Source organism: Rhizobium arsenicireducens, from assembly GCF_964021225.1.
Window position 1 is genome coordinate 3,951,875 of record NZ_CAXHYK020000001.1, and the last position, 18,571, is coordinate 3,970,445.

The following is an 18,571-nucleotide window of genomic DNA, read 5'->3' on the forward strand; positions in this document are numbered from 1 at the left end:
GTGCCGGGGTTGACCGAACGCGCGTTGGATCTCAAAAAGGGCTGAACAGACTGGAGTTGGGAAATGGATTTCGAGGCGTTTTTCAAGGGCGAACTGGAAGGTCTTCACGAAGAGGGCCGGTACCGGGTTTTCGCCGATCTTGAGCGACAGAGGGGCAGTTTCCCCCGAGCGACGCGCTATACCGAAAACGGCACTCAGGACGTCACCGTCTGGTGTTCCAACGACTATCTCGGCATGGGCCAGAATGCTGGCGTGATCGAAGCGATGAAGAACGCCATCGACCACTGTGGAGCGGGTGCCGGTGGCACCCGGAACATCTCTGGCACCAATCACTATCACGTCCTTCTCGAGCGCGAACTCGCCGATCTGCACGGCAAGGAGTCGGCGCTGATCTTCACTTCTGGTTATGTTTCCAACTGGGCGGCGCTCGGCACGCTCGGCCAGAAGATCCCCGGCCTGATCATCTTCTCCGACGCGCTGAACCATGCTTCGATGATCGAAGGCATTCGCTATTCGAAGTGCGAGCGGGTCATCTGGAAGCACAACGATGTCAAGGACCTCGAAGCCAAGCTGGCGGCCGCCGATCCGAAGGCGCCGAAAATGATTGCTTTCGAATCTGTCTATTCGATGGACGGCGACATTGCGCCGATCAAGGAAATCTGTGATCTCGCCGACAAATACGGCGCGATGACCTATCTCGACGAAGTGCACGCCGTCGGCATGTATGGCGCCCATGGTGGCGGCATCGCCGAGCGCGAGGGGCTTATGGATCGCCTGACGGTAATCGAAGGCACGCTTGGCAAGGCCTTTGGCGTGATGGGCGGCTATATCACCGGCTCGACCGCACTATGCGATTTCATCCGCTCCTTCGCGTCCGGCTTCATCTTCACCACGGCCCTGCCGCCGGCACTGGCTGCCGGCGCGGTTGCATCGATCCGGCACCTGAAGACCAGCCAGTTGGAGCGCTTCGCCCATCAGGAGCGCGTGCGGCGTCTGCGCTCGATGCTCGATGCCCGCGGCATTCCGCATATGCCGAATCCGAGCCACATCGTCCCGGTCATGGTTGGCGATGCCTCCAAGTGCAAATGGCTCTCCGACCTGCTGCTCGACAATTTCGGCATCTACGTCCAGCCGATCAATTATCCGACCGTGCCGAAGAAGACCGAGCGTCTGCGCATCACGCCGACGCCGCTGCATTCGGATGGCGATATGGACCATCTCGTCGGCGCATTGCACCAGCTGTGGTCGCGTTGCGCGCTGGCCCGTGCCGTCGCCTGAGCGAACGGCAGTCCCGATTTGTGAATTGAATGAACCGCCTGCTGGTCAGGCGGTTTTTTCGTGCGTCGAGATGATCGAAGCGGCAACCCGACGCGCCTCGGCATCGGTAGCGAAGACGTCGTCGATGGAGCTTGCTGCTCCACAATCGATGAGCCGCTCCATCGTCACCTCGACGATATCGGCCATGTCGAGGAAACCGATCTTCTCCTCGACGAAGGCGTCGAAGGCCGTCTCCTCGGCGGCATTCATGATTGCGCCTTGCAGGCCACCGCGGGTGAGCGCCGTGCGGGCAAGCCTGAGCGCTGGGAAGCGGGTCTCGTCCGGTGCCTCGAAGTCGAGCCGGGCCAGTCTGGCGAAGTCGAGCCGCTCGGCATTGAGCCTCGGCCGTTTCGGATAGGTCAATGCATAGCCGATCGCGGTACGCATGTCCGGCGGGCCGAGCTGGGCAATCACCGAGCCATCGCTGTAGCCGACCATGGAATGTATGATCGACTGCGGGTGCACGATCACCTCGATCTGTTCCGGCGTGATGTCGAAGAGGTGTCTTGCCTCGATCATTTCCAGCGCCTTGTTGAACATGGAGGCGCTGCCGACCGAGATCTTCAGGCCCATCGACCAGTTCGGGTGGGTCCTCGCCGTTGCGACGGTTACGCCTGCCATCTGCTCGCGCGTATAGGTGCGAAAAGGACCGCCGGACGCCGTGAGGATGATCCGCTCCAGCGCTGGCCGCTGGCTGGTGTCGAGGCATTGGAAGATCGCGCTATGCTCGCTATCGACAGGAATCAGTCGTCCGCCGCCTGTTTTCACCGCCTGGATGAACAATTCGCCTGCCGAGACCAGGCATTCCTTGTTGGCGAGCGCAATGTCGGCGCCCCGCGCAGCCGCGGTCAGCGTGGGGCCGAGGCCCGCCGTGCCAACGATGGCGGCCATGACCCAGTCGGCATCCAGGCTTGCCGCCTCCTTGAGCCCTGAGCGTCCGGCGGCCACGTCGACGCCGCTGCCGGCGAGTGCGTCCTTGAGCGTCATATACTGGCTTTCGTCGGCGGTGACGGCGAGTTTCGCGCCCATTGTGCGGGCCTGCTCCGCAAGGAGTTCAATATTGCCGTTACCGGTCAAGGCGCCGATCTCGAAGGCATCGCGCCCGCCCAACTGATTGACCACGTCCAGCGTGTTGACGCCGATCGAGCCGGTCGAGCCGAGAATCGTCAGGCGGCGCGGCTGTTGTTTGGCGAGGGTCATTCTTGCTGTCCGGAAGATTGCTTCATCTGCAATTGCGTCTACAAGGGATTGCTGAAAGCGGCAAGCTTCCGATCCGGCGGCCCGTCGCGCGTATTCGCAGTCCGGAGGTTGTCGATGCGAGGTCTCGTTTGGAACTTGCGCCGTTATGGCCAGCCCTTTCTGGCTCTTGTGGCGCTGGTAACCTTGGCCGGCGGCGGCATTGCCTATTTCACCACGCATCAGGATTGGGCATCCGGACTTTGGTCCTTCGGCACGGCACTCGTTCTCTCGGCGCTCCTGGTCGAGATCGTCCTGTCGCTGATGCAGGGACGATTCGGCCTCGACGTCATCGCCGGGCTGTCCATGGGGGCAGCACTTGCCTTCGGCGAGCCGCTGGCCGGCAATATCGTCGCGCTGATGTATGCCGGTGGCCAACAGCTCGAGAATTTCGCCGAGGGGCGCGCACGACGCGAAATGACCGCGCTGCTCGGCCGCACGGCCCGTACCGCCATGCGCTACGCGCGCGAAGGACTGGAGGAAGTCCCGATCGAGACGCTGATGCCGGGCGAGCGGATCTTGGTCCGTCGTGGTGAGGTTGTGCCGGTCGATGGTCGCCTGGTCGGCGGCCGCGCCGACATCGACATGTCCGCCTTGACCGGTGAAGCCATGCCGGCGCGTTTCTTCGCCGGTAACGACATGCCGAGCGGCGGCACGTCGATCGGCGCCGCCTTCGATCTCGACGTGATACGCACGGCTGCCGACAGTACCTATGCCGGGATCGTCCGGCTCGTCGAGCAGGCACAACAGAGCAAGGCGCCAATGGTGCGGCTGGCGGATCGCTATGCGCTGTGGTTCTTGGCTCTGACGGTGCTGATCGCGGGCGCTGCCTGGTGGGTGAGTGGTGATCCCTTGCGGGCGCTGGCCGTGCTCGTGGTCGCCACGCCCTGTCCGCTCATCCTGGCCGTGCCGGTTGCGATCATTTCCGGCATGTCACGTGCTGCGTCGCTTGGCGTCCTGATCAAAAGCGGCGGTGCACTGGAGAGGCTTGCGCGGGTGCGCACGGCCGTGCTCGACAAGACGGGGACCATGACCAGCGGCGAAGCCGGCGTGGTCGAGATCCGCACCAGCGACGGGATCGATCCGGAGGAAATGCTGCGGCTCGCCGCTTCGCTCGATCAGGCCTCCAACCATGTCAGCGCCGAGGCCCTCGTCCAGTCAGCGCGCGAGCGCGGTATGGCGCTTTCGTCGCCGACCGACATCGTCGAAACGCCGGGGTCCGGCGTCGAGGGAAAGATCAATGGCCGATCGCTGGTGGTTGGCGGCAGCGATTTCGTACGGAGCAGGTGTTCGTCGGGCAACCCTTACGCCCTCGGCGGAGACCTGCCGCCGGGAACAGCGGTGGTCGCCGTCGGGATAGACGGCATCGTCGCTGGCATCATCCTGCTCTCCGACCAGATACGCGACGATGCGCATTCGACGATCGATTCCTTCCGCGCCGCTGGCGTCACCCGCTTTGTGCTGGCCTCGGGCGATCACGCCGATGCCGTCCGCGCGGCGGGCTTGTCTCTCGGCGTCGATGAGGCGATTGGAGATCTTCTGCCCGCCGAGAAGGTGGACGTGGTGATCGCCGAGCGCCGCAAGGCCTCGGTGATGATGATCGGCGATGGGGTCAACGACGCACCGGCATTGGCGGTGGCTGACGTCGGTGTAGCCATGGGGGCCAGAGGCGCCGCAGCATCATCCGAATCGGCGGACGTCGTGCTCCTAGTCGACCACCTGGCCCGCTTGCCCGCCGCCCTCCTGGTTGCGCAACGCACCCGGCACATCGCCCTCCAAAGCGTTTTCGCCGGACTGTCTCTCTCGCTGCTTGCGATGGTAGCGGCCGCGTTCGGCTATCTTCCGCCGGTCCAAGGTGCTCTGCTCCAGGAGGTGATCGACGTGGCAGTGATTCTCAATGCGCTGCGGGCGCTCAGCGTACCGGCAGAGATTCGCGCCAAGCGCGAGGAGTGAGAGAGAGGACTTGAGTTTTTCGCCGATTGCCGCGGTCAGCCGGAACAAAGTCGCGGGGAGTCGTGTTGATTGGGCGTGAATTCCGATCCCAACCAGGAGACACCCCATGGCACAGAAGACTCTAGACGACCTTTTCTACGAGACGCTCAAGGACATCTACTATGCCGAGCGCAAGATCCTGAAGACCCTGCCGAAGATGGCCCGTGGCGCCCAGGACCCTAAGCTGAAGACCGCTTTCGAAAAGCACAAGGAAGAGACAGAAGGCCAGATCGAGCGCCTGCAGCAGGTGTTCGAGATCATCGGCAAGCGTCCACGCGCGAAGACCTGCCCGGCGATCGACGGCATCATCGAGGAGGGCGAGGAGATCATGGAAGATTTCAAGGGCGCCCCCGCTCTCGATGCCGGCCTGCTCGCCGCCGCTCAGGCTGTCGAGCATTATGAGATCAGCCGTTACGGCACCCTCAGCGCCTGGGCGAAGCAGCTCGGCCTGAAGGATGCAGTGAAGCTGCTTGACGAAACCCTCGCGGAAGAAACGAAGACCGATGTCGCTCTGTCCAAGCTTGCCGAGAGCGCAGTCAACACGGCCGCCATGGACGCCAAGTCTGCCAAGGCGGCCTGATGCCGGAAAGTCGGGCCAGGAAAGTCCTGGCCCGCGAGCGACGTTGTCGCGGCATGAAAAAGGGGCTCTCAGGGCTCCTTTTTTTGTCCAATCCACTGATCGACCTTGGGATAGCTGCATGCCCCATTCGTCAGCCCTAATTCTGATTAGGCGCACCCTGCGAAACCAATCTACTGGCGCTCCTTCGGCTTTCGCCTGCGGCTCGCCGGAGAGGCTGGCGGAGGACTAGCCGCATTCAAAAAACGCGCCACAAGCACCGGAGGTGCGGTGGCCACAACCGCGTCCTTCTAATCATGCTGCCTACTAGTTATGCTGCCGATCCGGTGCCATGCCCACTTGCGGCACCGGTCTTGTCGACGTGTCTGGGCTGGTAGTCTGATCGCTGGGTCGACCCCCGTCGAGTCCCTAAGCCGATCAGGAGCCGTATGGTGATCCCGACGCGATTCGAACGCGTGACCCCCAGATTAGGAATCTGGTGCTCTATCCTGCTGAGCTACGGGACCACTGACTGAACTCCATACAAAAGCCGGACCATGAAGCCAAGCCTTTTTGCTGAAGGGGCAAGGACGAAGGCCTGACTCTGCATTCCGTGCCGGGGGCCGCTTGCGCCGGTCGCGACTCCTGCGGTTGCGGGACAACCCTTTTCTCAATCCGTCAGTCGCTGTTCCGCCAGCCTCACCCAATAGGAGATTCCGTAAGACAGGATATCGTCATTGAAGTCGTAGGCGGGATTATGCAGGCCGGGCGTGTCGCCGTGGCCGATCATGATATAGGCGCCGGGGCGGGCCTGCAGCATGAAGGCGAAGTCTTCGCCGGCCATGGAGGGATCGACCTCGGTGTTCACCTGATCCTTGCCGACGATGTCCATCGCCGCGCGCGCGGCGTGCTCCGTCTCGGCCGGGTGGTTGACGGTGACGGGGCAGGCGCGCTCATAGACCACGTCGGCCTCTGCGCCGTTGGCGTTCGCGATCCCCCGAGCAATCTCGCGGATGCGGGTTTCGGCCAGATCGCGCACGGTTTCGTCGAGCGAGCGGACCGTGCCGGCGAGCAAGGCCTCTTCCGGGATGATGTTATGGGTCGTGCCGGCGTTGAAGCGCGTGACGGAGACGACCACGGAACGCAACGGATTGGCGTTTCGCGAAGCGATAAGCTGCAGGTTGGTGACGATCTGCGCGCCGATGGCGATCGGGTCGACGGCCTTGTGCGGTTCGGCAGCGTGCCCGCCGCGTCCCTTGACCGTGATGAAGAACTTGTCGGGCGCGGCCATGATGCCGCCCTTGCGGATCGAAAACGTGCCGACCGGCTGGCCCGGCATGTTGTGCATGCCGTAGACTTCCTCAATGGCAAACCGCTCCATCAGTCCGTCCTGGACCATGGCCAGCGCACCGGCGCCGCCTTCTTCGGCCGGCTGGAAGATCACGATGACACGGCCGTTGAAATTGCGCGTCTGGGCCAAGTGCTGGGCGGCGCCGAGCAGCATTGCCGTGTGTCCGTCATGACCGCAGGCATGCATGCGGCCTGGAACCTGTGACGCCCATGGTTTGCCGCTGATCTCCTCCAGCGGCAATGCATCCATGTCGGCGCGCAGACCGATAGCGCGGGTGTTGGTGCCCCGTCCCTTGATCACTCCGACGACGCCGGTCCGGCCAATTCCGTTCACGATTTCGTCAACGCCGAACTCTGCCAGCTTGGCGGAAACGAAGGCAGCGGTGTTCTCTACATCGTAGAGAATCTCGGGATTCGCATGGAGATGGCGGCGCCATTCGCTGACCTCCGCCTGGAGTTCGGCGGCGCGGTTCAATATCGGCATCTTGCTGTCCTGCTCGTCTATTTCTGCTATCTTTTGAGAGGCGGCGCAGAATGTGCGCCTTGAGATTGACGTATTCAATGGGTCTTGCCATTGCTTTCACACATAGGCCAATTATCTGGCCTTTGCGAGACAGGTTCGCATCAAAGGGGTATTCATCGTGCCGTCGAACACTTCCAGCATGCCTCAGCGCTCGCGCTACACACGCCGTCTCACGGCGCTTGTTTGCGCTATCGCCGCTTGCCTGCCGGGTCTGGCTCTTGCCAATCCGCAGATTGTCGTTGACGTCAATAGCGGACAGGTGATCGCCCACGAGGAAGCCTTCCGCAAATGGTATCCTGCCTCGCTCACCAAGCTGATGACTGCCTACACGACCTTCAAGGCCATTCGTGCCGGCGAGCTGTCGCTGACGAGCGTCGTCGTCATGAGCGAGAAGGCGGCGGCGCAACCGGCGAGCAAGATGTACTACGCGCCGGGGTCGCAGATGACGCTCGATAGCGCGCTGAAGCTCCTGATCGTCAAGTCCGCCAATGACGTCGCTGTGGCGATTGCCGAGCGTGTCGGCGGTACGCTCGACAATTTCATCGCCCGGATGAATGCCGACGCGCAGGCGCTCGGGATGACCTCTTCGCGCTTCGTCAATCCGAACGGCCTGCCGGGCAAGGGACAATACACGACAGCGCGCGACCTTGCCGTGCTCTCTGTCACCTTGCGCCGCGAGTTTCCGGAATATGCCGGATTTTTCGCACTCGAAGGCGTTACCACGGGCAAGAAGGTTTATCCCAACTACAATTTGCTGATCGGTCGCTTCGACGGCGCCGACGGCATGAAGACCGGCTATATCTGTGCCTCCGGCTTTAACCAGGTATCTTCGGCCACCCGCAACGGCCGAACCGTGGTATCCGTGGTGCTTGGTGCCGACAGCCTTGGCGGGCGGGCCGATATGTCGGCGGAACTGCTGCAAAAGGCTTTGACCGCTCCGAAGGGCGCCGGTCTGCATCTTGGCAGTCTCGCCCCCTATGGTCCAGGCCGCGATACCGTCACTGACATCAGCGCCGAGATCTGCAATCCACAGGCGCGCAAGGTGCGCAGCGAAGGCCGCGACGAGGCGGGGCGGATGAAGATGCTTTCGCCTTACATCCACGAAATGGACCGCCCGCCAAGGGCGGTCTTCGCGGGCCTTATTCCGGGAACGGAGCCACAGCCCAAGAAGCAGAATGGAGCCGCTGGCGTGATCGCCAACGTACCGATTCCAAAGCCGCGCCCGACATTCTGATTCCGGAGCAAGCCATGTCCGATACCTACGGCCGGATCCCCGTGTCGATCATCACCGGCTTTCTGGGGGCGGGCAAGTCGACACTGCTCAATCGCATCCTCAAGGATCCGGCGATGAAGGATGCGGCAGTGATCATCAATGAGTTCGGCGAGGTCGGCATCGATCACATGCTGGTCGAGGCCTCGAACGATTCGATCGTTGAACTGGCCGACGGCTGCCTCTGCTGCACTGTGCGCGGCGAGCTTGTCGATACGCTGGCGGAATTGGTCGACGGCATGCAGACCGGCAAGCTGAAGCCGTTGTCGCGTGTCGTCATCGAGACCACTGGCCTTGCCGATCCCGCCCCGGTCATGCAGTCGGTCATCGGTCATCCGGCGCTCGCCCAGTCTTTCGATCTCGACGGGGTCATCACCGTAGTTGACATGGTCCACGGGCTGTCGACGCTCGACACCTATCCGGAGGCCGTTCGCCAGGTGGCGGTCGCCGACCGGCTGATCCTCAGCAAGGCGACGCTCGCTGACCCAGCGGTCGCTGTCGAGTTGCTTGACCGGTTGCACGCGCTCAACCCGCGGGCCGTCGTCACCGACGGCGACACACCGGAGGCGGGAAGCGCTATTGTGCTTGCCAACGGCCTCTATGATGCGACGGGAAAGATCCCCGATGTCGACCGCTGGCTGAAGGACGAGGCGCGTGCCGATCGCGGCCATCATCACTCACCGCATGGACACGGCCACCACGACCACGCGGACGGAGTGCCTTGCGCGATCTGCGGTCAAGAGAGTCAGGATCATACTCATGACCACTCAGATCACCATCATCACGATGTGAACCGGCACGACGAGCGGATCCGCTCGTACTCCATCGTCCACGACCAGCCGATCGCGCCCATGGCGCTCGAGATGTTCATCGACATCCTCCGCTCAAGCCAGGGTGACAAGCTGCTTCGGATGAAGGCCATTGTGGCGCTGACCGATCGCCCCGACCGGCCACTGGTGCTGCATGGGGTGCAGTCGATTTTCCATCCACCAGTCCGGCTTGCCGCCTGGCCGGACCCCTCGGATCGTCGGACCCGTCTGGTGCTGATTACCCGCGACCTCGACGAAAGCTATGTTCGCGAGCTTTTCGATGCGTTTACTGGACGGCCGCAGGTCGACCGGCCAGACCGTGCGGCGATCGAGGACAATCCGCTTGCCATTCCCGGCATGACAATCTGAAAGAAAGGGCATTCAGCCCTTGCGAATGCGAAAACGGTGCCCGCCTTCAAGTTTCACCGTCTCGATGAGCGCGTGTCCGTCCTCGGTGCAGAAATGCGGAACGTCGATCACCGCCAGCGGGTCGGTTGTCTCGATGCTCAACTCGTCGCCGCGCTGCATGCCGGCCAACCTGCGGCGCGTCTTCAGGACCGGCAAGGGACACTTCAGCCCCTTGAGGTCGTAGAAGGTGCCGTCGCTCATTGCGACTGCCAGATCTTCCAGAAGGGCTTCTTCTTGGTCTCGGCGGCCTGGACTGGCGCCGGTGCTGCCAGCGGGTTCGGCTGCGGCACGGGCACCGCCGCCGCCTGGCCGGCTGATACTGCCGGGGCGTTTGCGGCAACGGTTGGCGCAGGCGCGGCCGTCGGCGGAGCTGCCGGTGCAGCGGCTGTCGTCTGAGCGCCTGCCGTTGCCGGTGCGGCTTGAGCGCCTGACTGTTGCACCGCGAGGCGTTCGATCGCCGCGGTCGCGTCCGGTCTGGACTGGTTCGCCACGTCCTCGATCTTCAGAAGCTTGCCGGCCTTCAGCGCAGAGCCCGTCGGAGCGTAGGCCAGATCATGGCTCTTGCGCTGGTTGGCGACGAGTGCCTTACGCTCGGCTTCAGTCGGATCATACCAGATCTTGCCGTCGAACTTCTTCAGCGCCTTGGCATAGTCCTTGGAATAGGCCGAATTGTAGGAGGCGAGCGCTGCCTGAAGAGCAGGCGGGGTGGACATCGGCGGGCAGGCCGCGGCCGCGTTCAAAGGGCTGCCGTCTGCCGGCTTTTGGTTGAAGACGTATTTTCTGTCGCAGAACGCCACTTCCGGTGGCCGTTTGGTAACTTCGAAATTGTCGTAGCCGACCTTCAGCATTTCCCAGAACGGATAATGCGAGCTGTGGCGGTGGCGCGCCATGTTCTCCGCAGTCATGCGGAAGGGAAATGCCTGCAACTGGATAGTCTGCTGGCCGCCCTTGAATGCGTCGCGGGCAAAGGCATATATCTCAAGGATCTGCGCGTCCGTCATCGAATAGCAGCCAGACGACGAGCAGGCGCCGTGGATCATCAGATTGGTGCCGTTGCGGCCGTTCGCCTGGTCGAAGCGATTCGGATATCCGGTATTGATGGCCAGGTAATATTTGGAATTGGGGTTCAGGTGGTGGGGCGAGAGCGGATAGAAACCCTCCGGCGCCTGCCGGTCGCCTTCCTTAACCTTCGGGCCGAGCCGGCCTGACCATGCACAGATCTCGTATTCCTTGATCTTGTCGAAGCGTCCGTTGGTCTTCGCCTTCCAGATCTCCAGCACGCCCTCTTCCTTGAGGATGCGGATGGCGATCGGCGAGTTGCGATCCATGCCCTTGGCCTTCATCTCGGCCAGGATCTTCGAGGGCAGCGGATGTTCGACCTTGTTTGACACGGACGCTGGGTCGAAGCTGTCCAACGTGTCATTGCAGCCCGCAAGGGCAGCAGCGAAGGTCAGGGCAAGAGCGGTCGATTTCCAGCGCATCGCTAAGGGCTCATCTCGAACAGGACGGAACGGCTTTCGTCAAAAAGCGGACCTTGCCAGTATATGACTACATTCTTCACAAATCATAAACCAAAGTCACCCTTCGGGCCGAACAATTAAGCGCCATAACGCGGGAAAACAGCAGCATTGTGACGTGTCTAGCCCTCTATCCTAGAGATTGCGGCCGATGCTCAGGAACTTCTGGCGTCGCTCCGAGCGAAGCTGGTCACCCGGCTTGGGCGTCAGTTCAGCGAGTGCCGAGGCGATCACGTCGCCGGCGGCATTGATCACAGTCTGCGGATCGCGATGCGCGCCGCCGACCGGCTCCGGAATAATTCCGTCGATGATACCGAGGCCTTTCAGGTCTTCGGCGGTGATTTTCATATTCGTCGCCGCTTCCTTGGCACGCGTGGAATCGCGCCACAGGATGGAAGCCGCGCCTTCCGGGGAGATGACGGAATAGATGGCATGTTCAAGCATATAGACTCGGTTGCCGGTGGCGATCGCGATCGCGCCGCCCGAACCGCCTTCGCCGATCACCACCGAGACCATCGGCACTTTGAGGCCAAGGCACATCTCGGTCGAGCGGGCGATCGCCTCCGCCTGGCCGCGTTCCTCGGCGCCGATACCCGGATAGGCGCCGGCCGTGTCGATCAGGGTAATGACCGGCAGCCCGAAGCGGTTGGCCATTTCCATGACGCGGATGGCCTTGCGGTAGCCTTCGGGACGTGGGCTGCCGAAATTGTGCTTCAGGCGCGATTTGGTGTCATTGCCCTTTTCCTGGCCGATCACGGCGACTGGCTGGCCGCGGAAGCGGGCGAGGCCGGCCTGGATCGCGGCATCCTCGGCGAACTTGCGGTCGCCGGCGAGCGGGGTGAACTCGGTGAAAAGCTCGGCCGCATAGTCGACGAAATGCGGGCGCTGCGGATGGCGGGCGACCTGGGTCTTCTGCCAGGCGTTGAGCTTGGAATAGATCTCCTCCATCGCCTCGCGGGCGCGGGTTTCCAGCCGGCCGATCTCCTCGGACGTGTCGATGCTCTCGTCCTCCTCCGCGAGTTTCTTCAGCTCGTGGATCTTTGCTTCGAGGTCGGAGATGGGCTTTTCGAAGTCGAGATAATTATGCATGAAATCGGTTTCCGATCGTTTTGCCCTATGCTGTTCGGGCGCTTGGCACCGGTGTTGACGGCTCTAATCGAGGTTTTTGGCCTTTTTTGCAAGAGGGTGATGCGTCTGCACCAGCTCCCGCAGGCGTTCGTCAAGCACATGCGTATAGATTTGTGTCGTTGAAATGTCGCTGTGGCCGAGCAGTTCCTGCACCACGCGAAGGTCCGCGCCATTGGCCAGCAGGTGGCTGGCGAAGGCATGGCGCAGTACGTGGGGCGATACGCTTGCCGCCGGCAGACCCGCCCGGATCGCCAGGTCCTTGAGGTCGCGGGCAAAGACTTGGCGCGGCAGATAGCCCTCCTTGCTGGCGGCGGGAAACAGGAAGGGGCTCGGCTCGAGCTCGCCGCGCTCGACTGCCATTGCTGCGCCGTAGCGTGCAAGTGCTGCAATCGCCGCCCTGGACAGCGGCACCAGCCGTTCCTTGTTGCCCTTTCCGCGAACCACGAGAAATCGGCCCTCTTGAGTCAGCACCTTGGCGGGCAGTGCGACAAGCTCGCTCACCCGCATGCCGGTGGCGTAAAGCAATTCGATCAGCGCCAGCAGGCGCAGGCGTGCGAACTGGCCGGGGGCGGGAAGGCTCGCTTCTTCCTCGGCGAGGGACAACAGCTTGCCGACCTCATCGACACTCAGGAACTTCGGCAGCGGACGCGCTTTCTTCGGTGAATCCAGGATCGCGGTCGGGTCGTCGACGCGCAGCCCCTCGGCATAGAGGAACTTGTAGAACTGGCGCATGGTGGAGAGCCGTCGCGCCTGCGAGGTCGGCTGGAAACCGCGTTTGGCGAGATCACTGAGATAGGCGGAGAGGTCGCGGCTCTCGGCGGAGCCGAGGCTCACCTTGCGCTGGTTGAGGAATGAAAAGAGATCGTCGAGGTCCCGCTCGTAGGACGAGAGCGTATTGGCGGCCGCGCCCCGCTCGGCGCTCATCATTTCCAGGAAGGCCTCGACGCGGGCCTGGCTCAGGTCGGCCACGATCTACCTCCTCTGGCTACTGGCCGGCGTCCGCTTCCGGCGGATTGACCTGCTCGGAGGGAATGCGCACCGTGACGTCGCGCTCGCGCGGTTCGACGAAGACCACGAGCGACCACATGGCCAGATAGATGATCCCGGCGATTGTGGCGCAGAAGAAGATAAAACGAAAGAGCGTGGGCATCGTTTGGTCCCGAGAGCGGCGAACGGCGCCGCCTGTTGGCGTGCGCTGGAGGTTTTGCGAAGCGGGGCGCGATCGCATTCATTCAGCGTATGGCTTGACGCTCGGCGTTCATTTGTCAATACCGTGAGGAAACGGATGCGAACAGTTCGATGAACGAAACCATATTTCCCGTTTCCCCGACTTTGGGCGAACGTGCGCGGGCGGCGCTGGGACGGCGCAATCTCGTCTTCGTCGGCCTGATGGGGGCCGGCAAGTCGGCGATCGGCCGCATGACCGCCAACCAACTCGGGCTGCCCTTCATCGATACGGACAACGAGATCGAGCGCGTCTCGCGCATGACGATCAGTGAACTGTTCGCCGCCTATGGCGAGGACGAGTTTCGGGCGCTGGAGGGCCGCGTCATGAAGCGATTGTTGCGTAGCGGCCCGCGGGTTATCTCGACCGGGGGTGGTGCCTTCATCAATGAAAAGACCAGAAGGTTGATTGAACGGGGTGGCATTTCGCTTTGGTTGAAGGCCGACCTTGACGTGCTGTGGGAGAGGGTCAACAAACGCGACCACCGGCCGCTGTTAAAGACGGAAAACCCCAGGCAAACGCTGGAAAACTTGATGAACCAGCGCTATCCGACCTATGCGCTTGCCGACCTGACGATCCAGTCACGCGACGAGCGCAAGGAGACGATCGTCAAGGAAGCGTTGGAAGCCATCCTCGAATACACGGGTAAAGGCAGCAAACATGAACAAGACTGAAAGCGAAGAGCGGCTGGTCCATGTACCGCTCGGTGATCGCGCCTATGACATCCTGATCGGCCCGGGCATGATCGGTCGCGCCGGCGGCGAAATTTCTACCCGCATCAAGGGCCGAAGGGCCGCGATCATCACTGACGAGAATGTCGGCGCGATCTATCTCGATGCGCTGATGGACAGCCTCCAGACCGACGGCATCGAGGCTGTGTCGCTGTCGCTACCGCCGGGCGAGAAGACCAAGAGCTTCGATTATCTCACAAAGGTGTGCGACGTTCTGCTTGAGGCACGTATCGAACGCAATGATGTCGTGATCGCGCTCGGCGGCGGAGTCATCGGCGATCTGACCGGCTTTGCTGCCGGAATCGTTCGCCGCGGCGTGCGCTTCGTGCAGATCCCGACCTCTCTTCTGTCCCAGGTCGATAGTTCCGTCGGCGGCAAGACCGGCATCAACACCCGTCACGGCAAGAATCTTGTCGGCATCTTCAACCAGCCGGATCTGGTGCTGGCCGACACGGACGTCCTCAATACGCTGAGCGAGCGCGAGTTCCGCGCCGGTTACGCCGAGGTTGCCAAATATGGCCTGATCGACAAGCCGGACTTCTTCGCCTGGCTCGAGCGCAATTGGCAGGACGTCTTTGCCGGCGGCGGCGCACGCATCGAGGCGATCGCCGCCAGTTGCCAGGCCAAGGCCGACGTGGTGGCCGCCGACGAACGTGAGAACGGCCGTCGGGCGCTGCTCAATCTCGGTCATACGTTCGGCCATGCGCTGGAAGCGGCGACCGAATACGACAGCGAGCGACTGGTGCACGGCGAGGGGGTTTCGATCGGTATGGTGTTGGCACACCGTTTCTCCAATCGCCTCAACCTGCTCGGCGTCGAGGATGTCGCCCGCGTCGAGGCCCATCTGAAGGCTGTCGGCCTGCCGACCTCGATGGATGAGATCCCGGGCGAATTGCCGTCGACCGAATTCTTGATGGAGACGATTGGCCAGGACAAGAAGGTCAAGGGCGGAAAGCTCACGTTCATCCTTACCCGCGGTATCGGCCAGTCCTTCGTCGCCGACGACGTGCCGGCCTCGGAGGTCTTTTCGTTCCTGGAAGAGACGCGGGGGGCATGACGGTGGACAGCATTCTCTTTGCGCTTGGTGAATATTGGCCGCTGATCATTGCGATCGTCGCCCTTGTCACGGCATCGGCATTCTTTTCGGGATCGGAAACCGCTCTGACGGCGGCATCCCGTGCCCGCATGCACAGCCTGTCCAATCAGGGTGACGCGCGGGCAGGCGTGGTCAGTCTGCTGATCGAGCGTCGCGACCGGCTGATCGGCGCGCTGCTGATCGGCAACAACCTCGTCAACATCCTTGCCTCGTCGTTGACGACCAGCCTGTTCCTTGGCCTGTTCGGCGATTCCGGCGTGGCGATCGCCACCCTGGTGATGACCGTCGTCCTCGTGATCTTCGCGGAAGTCCTGCCGAAGAGCTGGGCGATTTCCTCGCCCGACCGCTTCGCGCTGACCGTGGCGCCATTCGTCCGCCTCTTCGTCGTTGTCGTCGGTCCGCTCTCGAGCCTGGTCAATCTCATCGTCCGCAGCATGCTTGCCATCTTCGGCCTGTCACTGTCGAAGGAGGCTCCGATGCTCTCGGCGCACGAGGAATTGCGCGGCGCCGTCGACCTCCTCCACCGCGAGGGCTCCGTGGTCAAGGCGGACCGGGATCGCCTCGGTGGCGTACTCGATCTCGGGGAACTCGAAGTCTCCGACATCATGATCCACCGGACGTCCATGCGAGCTGTCAATGCCGACGATCCGCCGGAAGTGGCGGTCCGTACCGTACTTGAAAGCTCTTTCACGCGCATGCCTCTCTGGCGTGGATCCACCGACAACATCATCGGCGTGGTCCACGCCAAGGATCTGCTCCGCGCGCTTGCAGAGCCCAATGTTCAGCCGAGCAATCTCGACATCGTCAAGATCGCCCAGAAGCCTTGGTTCGTTCCGGATACGACCAATCTGAAGGACCAACTCGCCGCTTTCCTGCGCCACAAGGTGCATTTCGCCGTGGTGGTCGATGAATATGGCGAGGTGCAGGGGCTCGTGACGCTCGAGGATATCATCGAGGAGATCGTTGGCGACATTTCCGACGAACACGATCTCGAAATCCAGGGCGTTCAACAGGAGGCGGATGGCTCGATCGTCGTTGACGGTGTCGTGCCGATCCGTGACCTGAACCGTGCACTCGACTGGAACCTGCCCGATGAGGAGGCGACGACGATCGCCGGTCTCGTCATCCACGAGTCGCAGTCTATCCCCGAGGAGCGCCAGGCCTTCACCTTTTATGGAAAGCGCTTCATCGTCTTGAAGCGGGAGAAGAACCGGATCACCAGGCTGCGAATCCGTCCCGCCGAAGAAGCCGAAAAGAAGGGTTAGGATGCTTGCCTCGGCGTAACGAGGCGAGGATGGTTTCGCCTGCTATCGGACGCGAGGCGGAGGCCGGCCCTTGAAGGTTGACCTACCAGCGGGTTTCCTCGCCGGGTGCCGCCGGCTCGATTGCCAGCGCATGAAGCCCTTCATCCAGCTCGGGCTGTAGCAGTTCGGTAATCGCTCGGTGCCGTGCCAAGCGGGTCATGCCGGTAAAAGCCTCGGCGACGATGCGTACGCGCATGTGTGTCCCCTCGGCGCCGGCAAAGCCCGGCTGGTGGCCCGCATGCTGGGCGCTTTCATCAATCACGGAAAGGCGTTGCGGTGAAAACGCTTCGCGCAGTTTCGCCTCAATTCTGGTGCTGAGAGACATGGCATTCCTCGCGCTTTGCCGCCCCGGCAAAAGCCTCACAAAGCCCAGAACAATCCCATTTGTCAATTCTTGTTGTCGAATGCCGGAGGTACCATAATTAGCAGATGAAACTCGACTCAAAATACTTCGACCGAATCCGTACGCGCCGCCGGCGCGAGCCGGAGGCGGAGAAAACTGCGCCGACCTGTCAATGGGACGGTTGCGACAAGCCCGGTGTTCATCGTGCTCCCGTCGGCCGCAATGCCGAGGGGCAGTTTTTCCTGTTCTGCTTCGAGCATGTGAAGGAATACAATAAGGGTTACAATTATTTCTCCGGTTTGTCCGATACCGAGATCGCCCGCTACCAGAAGGAGGCGGTCACTGGCCATCGCCCGACCTGGACGGTCGGTGTCAACAAGGCGGCAAAATCGAGCCCGCTGCATTCGACGGCGCGATCTGGATCGGCCGCGTCCCAGAACCGCATCAAGGACCCTTTCGGCTTCGTCAAGCAGGGCGGCGGTACCCGCGCGCAGCCACAGGCCCGAAAGCTGAAGAGCCTGGAGGCCAAGGCACTTGATACGCTGGGGCTTGCGTCGAATTGTAGCGCCCCGGAAATCAAGAGCCGCTACAAGGAGCTTGTAAAAAAACACCATCCGGATGCAAATGGCGGAGACAGGGGCTCGGAAGAGCGTTTTCGCGCTGTCATTCAGGCGTATCAATTGTTAAAGCAGGCAGGTTTCTGTTAATCGCTGGTGCCTGCAGCGCGCTATATTTGGAAGGCCGGTCGGTGTCGCCCGGCGTGGAGAGACGATGAGCAAAATTGAACTGGATATTTCCAATCTCCCCGACACAACCGTGTCGGTGCGTGAGGTTTTCGGCATCGACAGCGATTTGCGCGTCCCGGCCTATTCCAAGGGTGACGCCTACGTGCCCGATCTCGATTCAGACTATCTGTTCGACCGGGATACCACGCTCGCCATCCTGGCCGGCTTTGCCCACAATCGCCGCGTCATGGTCTCCGGCTTCCACGGCACTGGCAAGTCAACTCATATCGAGCAGGTCGCCGCCCGTCTCAATTGGCCATGCGTGCGCGTCAACCTCGACAGCCATGTCAGCCGTATCGACCTCGTCGGCAAGGACGCGATCGTTCTCAAGGACGGCAAGCAGATCACAGAATTCAAGGACGGGATCCTGCCCTGGGCCTACCAGCACAATGTCGCGCTCGTCTTCGACGAATATGATGCCGGCCGCCCGGATGTGATGTTCGTCATCCAGCGCGTGCTGGAATCCTCCGGCCGCCTGACGCTCTTGGACCAGAGCCGCGTTATCCGTCCTCACCCGGCCTTTCGCCTGTTCGCCACCGCCAACACGGTCGGTCTTGGCGATACCACCGGTCTCTATCACGGCACGCAACAGATCAACCAGGCGCAGATGGACCGCTGGTCGATCGTCACGACGTTGAACTACCTGCCGCACGAGAAGGAAGTCGACATCGTGCTCGCCAAGGTCAAGAGCTTCAACAAGACCGAGCAGGGTCGCGATACCGTTTCGCGCATGGTCCGGCTTGCCGACCTGACGCGCTCGGCCTTCGTTAACGGCGACCTGTCGACCGTGATGAGCCCGCGGACCGTCATCACCTGGGCGGAAAATGCCGAGATCTTCGGTGATGTCGCATTCGCCTTCCGCGTCACCTTCCTCAACAAGTGTGACGAGCTCGAGCGCACGCTGGTGGCCGAGCAGTATCAGCGGGCCTTCGGCGTTGAGCTGAAGGAAAGTGCCGCCAATATCGTGCTGAGCGCCTGAGA

At 62.1% G+C, this 18,571-nt stretch carries 18 protein-coding genes and 1 tRNA gene; 10 read left to right on the plus strand and 9 right to left on the minus strand.

The window, feature by feature from the left end; translation table 11 throughout:
* Positions 1-63: 63 nt before the first annotated feature.
* Positions 64-1,278, plus strand: a complete 1,215-nt coding sequence (gene hemA, locus ACWPVA_RS19295) for a 5-aminolevulinate synthase (protein ID WP_454289208.1) — start codon at positions 64-66, stop codon at positions 1,276-1,278.
* 45 nt (positions 1,279-1,323) lie between these two features.
* Here hemA and dxr read toward each other — a convergent pair whose 3' ends face one another.
* On the minus strand, positions 1,324-2,517 hold the full coding sequence (gene dxr / locus ACWPVA_RS19300; RefSeq protein WP_454289209.1) for a 1-deoxy-D-xylulose-5-phosphate reductoisomerase: 1,194 nt from the start codon (positions 2,515-2,517) through the stop codon (positions 1,324-1,326).
* Positions 2,518-2,631: 114 nt separating this feature from the next.
* Between dxr and ACWPVA_RS19305 the strand changes: the two genes are divergently transcribed.
* Both ACWPVA_RS19305 and ACWPVA_RS19310 read left to right on the plus strand, forming a co-directional pair.
* Positions 2,632-4,506, plus strand: coding sequence for a heavy metal translocating P-type ATPase (locus ACWPVA_RS19305; RefSeq protein ID WP_454289210.1), 1,875 nt, complete (start codon positions 2,632-2,634; stop codon positions 4,504-4,506).
* Between the two features lie 106 nt (positions 4,507-4,612).
* Positions 4,613-5,125, plus strand: coding sequence for a YciE/YciF ferroxidase family protein (locus ACWPVA_RS19310; RefSeq protein ID WP_454289211.1), 513 nt, complete (start codon positions 4,613-4,615; stop codon positions 5,123-5,125).
* Between the two features lie 426 nt (positions 5,126-5,551).
* On the opposite strand, the gene ACWPVA_RS19315 is transcribed toward ACWPVA_RS19310, so the two are convergent.
* Both ACWPVA_RS19315 and ACWPVA_RS19320 read right to left on the minus strand, forming a co-directional pair.
* Positions 5,552-5,628, minus strand: a tRNA-Arg gene (locus ACWPVA_RS19315).
* A 143-nt stretch (positions 5,629-5,771) separates the two neighbouring features.
* A complete protein-coding gene (locus ACWPVA_RS19320) occupies positions 5,772-6,935 on the minus strand; it encodes a M20 aminoacylase family protein (RefSeq protein WP_454289212.1) in 1,164 nt (387 codons plus the stop codon).
* A 178-nt stretch (positions 6,936-7,113) separates the two neighbouring features.
* Here ACWPVA_RS19320 and ACWPVA_RS19325 point away from each other — a divergent pair, with 178 nt between their 5' ends.
* Entirely contained in the window at positions 7,114-8,208 is a 1,095-nt protein-coding gene (locus tag ACWPVA_RS19325; protein WP_454289648.1) for a D-alanyl-D-alanine carboxypeptidase family protein, read from the plus strand.
* Positions 8,209-8,222: 14 nt separating this feature from the next.
* Entirely contained in the window at positions 8,223-9,422 is a 1,200-nt protein-coding gene (locus tag ACWPVA_RS19330; RefSeq protein ID WP_454289213.1) for a CobW family GTP-binding protein, read from the plus strand.
* Positions 9,423-9,434: 12 nt separating this feature from the next.
* On the opposite strand, the gene ACWPVA_RS19335 is transcribed toward ACWPVA_RS19330, so the two are convergent.
* The 5 genes from ACWPVA_RS19335 to ACWPVA_RS19355 form a co-directional block, all read right to left on the minus strand.
* Complete coding sequence (locus ACWPVA_RS19335) at positions 9,435-9,662, minus strand: sulfurtransferase TusA family protein (RefSeq protein WP_454289214.1); 228 nt, start codon at positions 9,660-9,662, stop codon at positions 9,435-9,437.
* Positions 9,659-10,942 carry a L,D-transpeptidase family protein gene (locus tag ACWPVA_RS19340; protein WP_454289215.1) on the minus strand — a complete coding sequence of 428 codons (1,284 nt, stop codon included), beginning with the start codon at positions 10,940-10,942 and terminating at the stop codon, positions 9,659-9,661. Before ACWPVA_RS19340 ends, ACWPVA_RS19335 begins: the two co-directional genes overlap by 4 nt.
* Before the next feature lie 171 nt (positions 10,943-11,113).
* Positions 11,114-12,067, minus strand: coding sequence for an acetyl-CoA carboxylase carboxyltransferase subunit alpha (locus tag ACWPVA_RS19345; protein WP_454289216.1), 954 nt, complete (start codon positions 12,065-12,067; stop codon positions 11,114-11,116).
* A gap of 63 nt (positions 12,068-12,130) precedes the next feature.
* Complete coding sequence (locus tag ACWPVA_RS19350; RefSeq protein WP_454289649.1) at positions 12,131-13,033, minus strand: site-specific tyrosine recombinase XerD; 903 nt, start codon at positions 13,031-13,033, stop codon at positions 12,131-12,133.
* A 58-nt stretch (positions 13,034-13,091) separates the two neighbouring features.
* Complete coding sequence (locus ACWPVA_RS19355) at positions 13,092-13,256, minus strand: hypothetical protein (protein WP_454289217.1); 165 nt, start codon at positions 13,254-13,256, stop codon at positions 13,092-13,094.
* A gap of 149 nt (positions 13,257-13,405) precedes the next feature.
* Here ACWPVA_RS19355 and ACWPVA_RS19360 point away from each other — a divergent pair, with 149 nt between their 5' ends.
* The 3 genes from ACWPVA_RS19360 to ACWPVA_RS19370 are packed head-to-tail and all read left to right on the plus strand — an operon-like array spanning position 13,406 to position 16,423.
* Positions 13,406-14,005, plus strand: a complete 600-nt coding sequence (locus ACWPVA_RS19360) for a shikimate kinase (RefSeq protein WP_454289218.1) — start codon at positions 13,406-13,408, stop codon at positions 14,003-14,005.
* Positions 13,992-15,119, plus strand: coding sequence for a 3-dehydroquinate synthase (aroB, locus tag ACWPVA_RS19365; protein ID WP_454289219.1), 1,128 nt, complete (start codon positions 13,992-13,994; stop codon positions 15,117-15,119). The genes ACWPVA_RS19360 and aroB overlap by 14 nt, the downstream gene beginning before the upstream one ends.
* Positions 15,116-16,423: an HlyC/CorC family transporter gene (locus tag ACWPVA_RS19370; RefSeq protein ID WP_454289220.1), complete on the plus strand. Its 1,308-nt coding sequence runs from the start codon at positions 15,116-15,118 to the stop codon at positions 16,421-16,423. Before aroB ends, ACWPVA_RS19370 begins: the two co-directional genes overlap by 4 nt.
* Before the next feature lie 82 nt (positions 16,424-16,505).
* On the opposite strand, the gene ACWPVA_RS19375 is transcribed toward ACWPVA_RS19370, so the two are convergent.
* Entirely contained in the window at positions 16,506-16,787 is a 282-nt protein-coding gene (locus ACWPVA_RS19375) for a BolA family protein (RefSeq protein ID WP_454289221.1), read from the minus strand.
* 104 nt (positions 16,788-16,891) lie between these two features.
* On the opposite strand from ACWPVA_RS19375, the gene ACWPVA_RS19380 reads away from it, so the two are divergent.
* Together ACWPVA_RS19380 and cobS are read left to right on the plus strand one after the other, a co-directional pair.
* On the plus strand, positions 16,892-17,512 hold the full coding sequence (locus tag ACWPVA_RS19380; protein WP_454289222.1) for a J domain-containing protein: 621 nt from the start codon (positions 16,892-16,894) through the stop codon (positions 17,510-17,512).
* 64 nt (positions 17,513-17,576) lie between these two features.
* Positions 17,577-18,569 (plus strand): cobaltochelatase subunit CobS, encoded by a 993-nt coding sequence (cobS, locus tag ACWPVA_RS19385; RefSeq protein ID WP_454289223.1) that lies wholly within the window; start codon positions 17,577-17,579, stop codon positions 18,567-18,569.
* Positions 18,570-18,571: the final 2 nt, after the last annotated feature.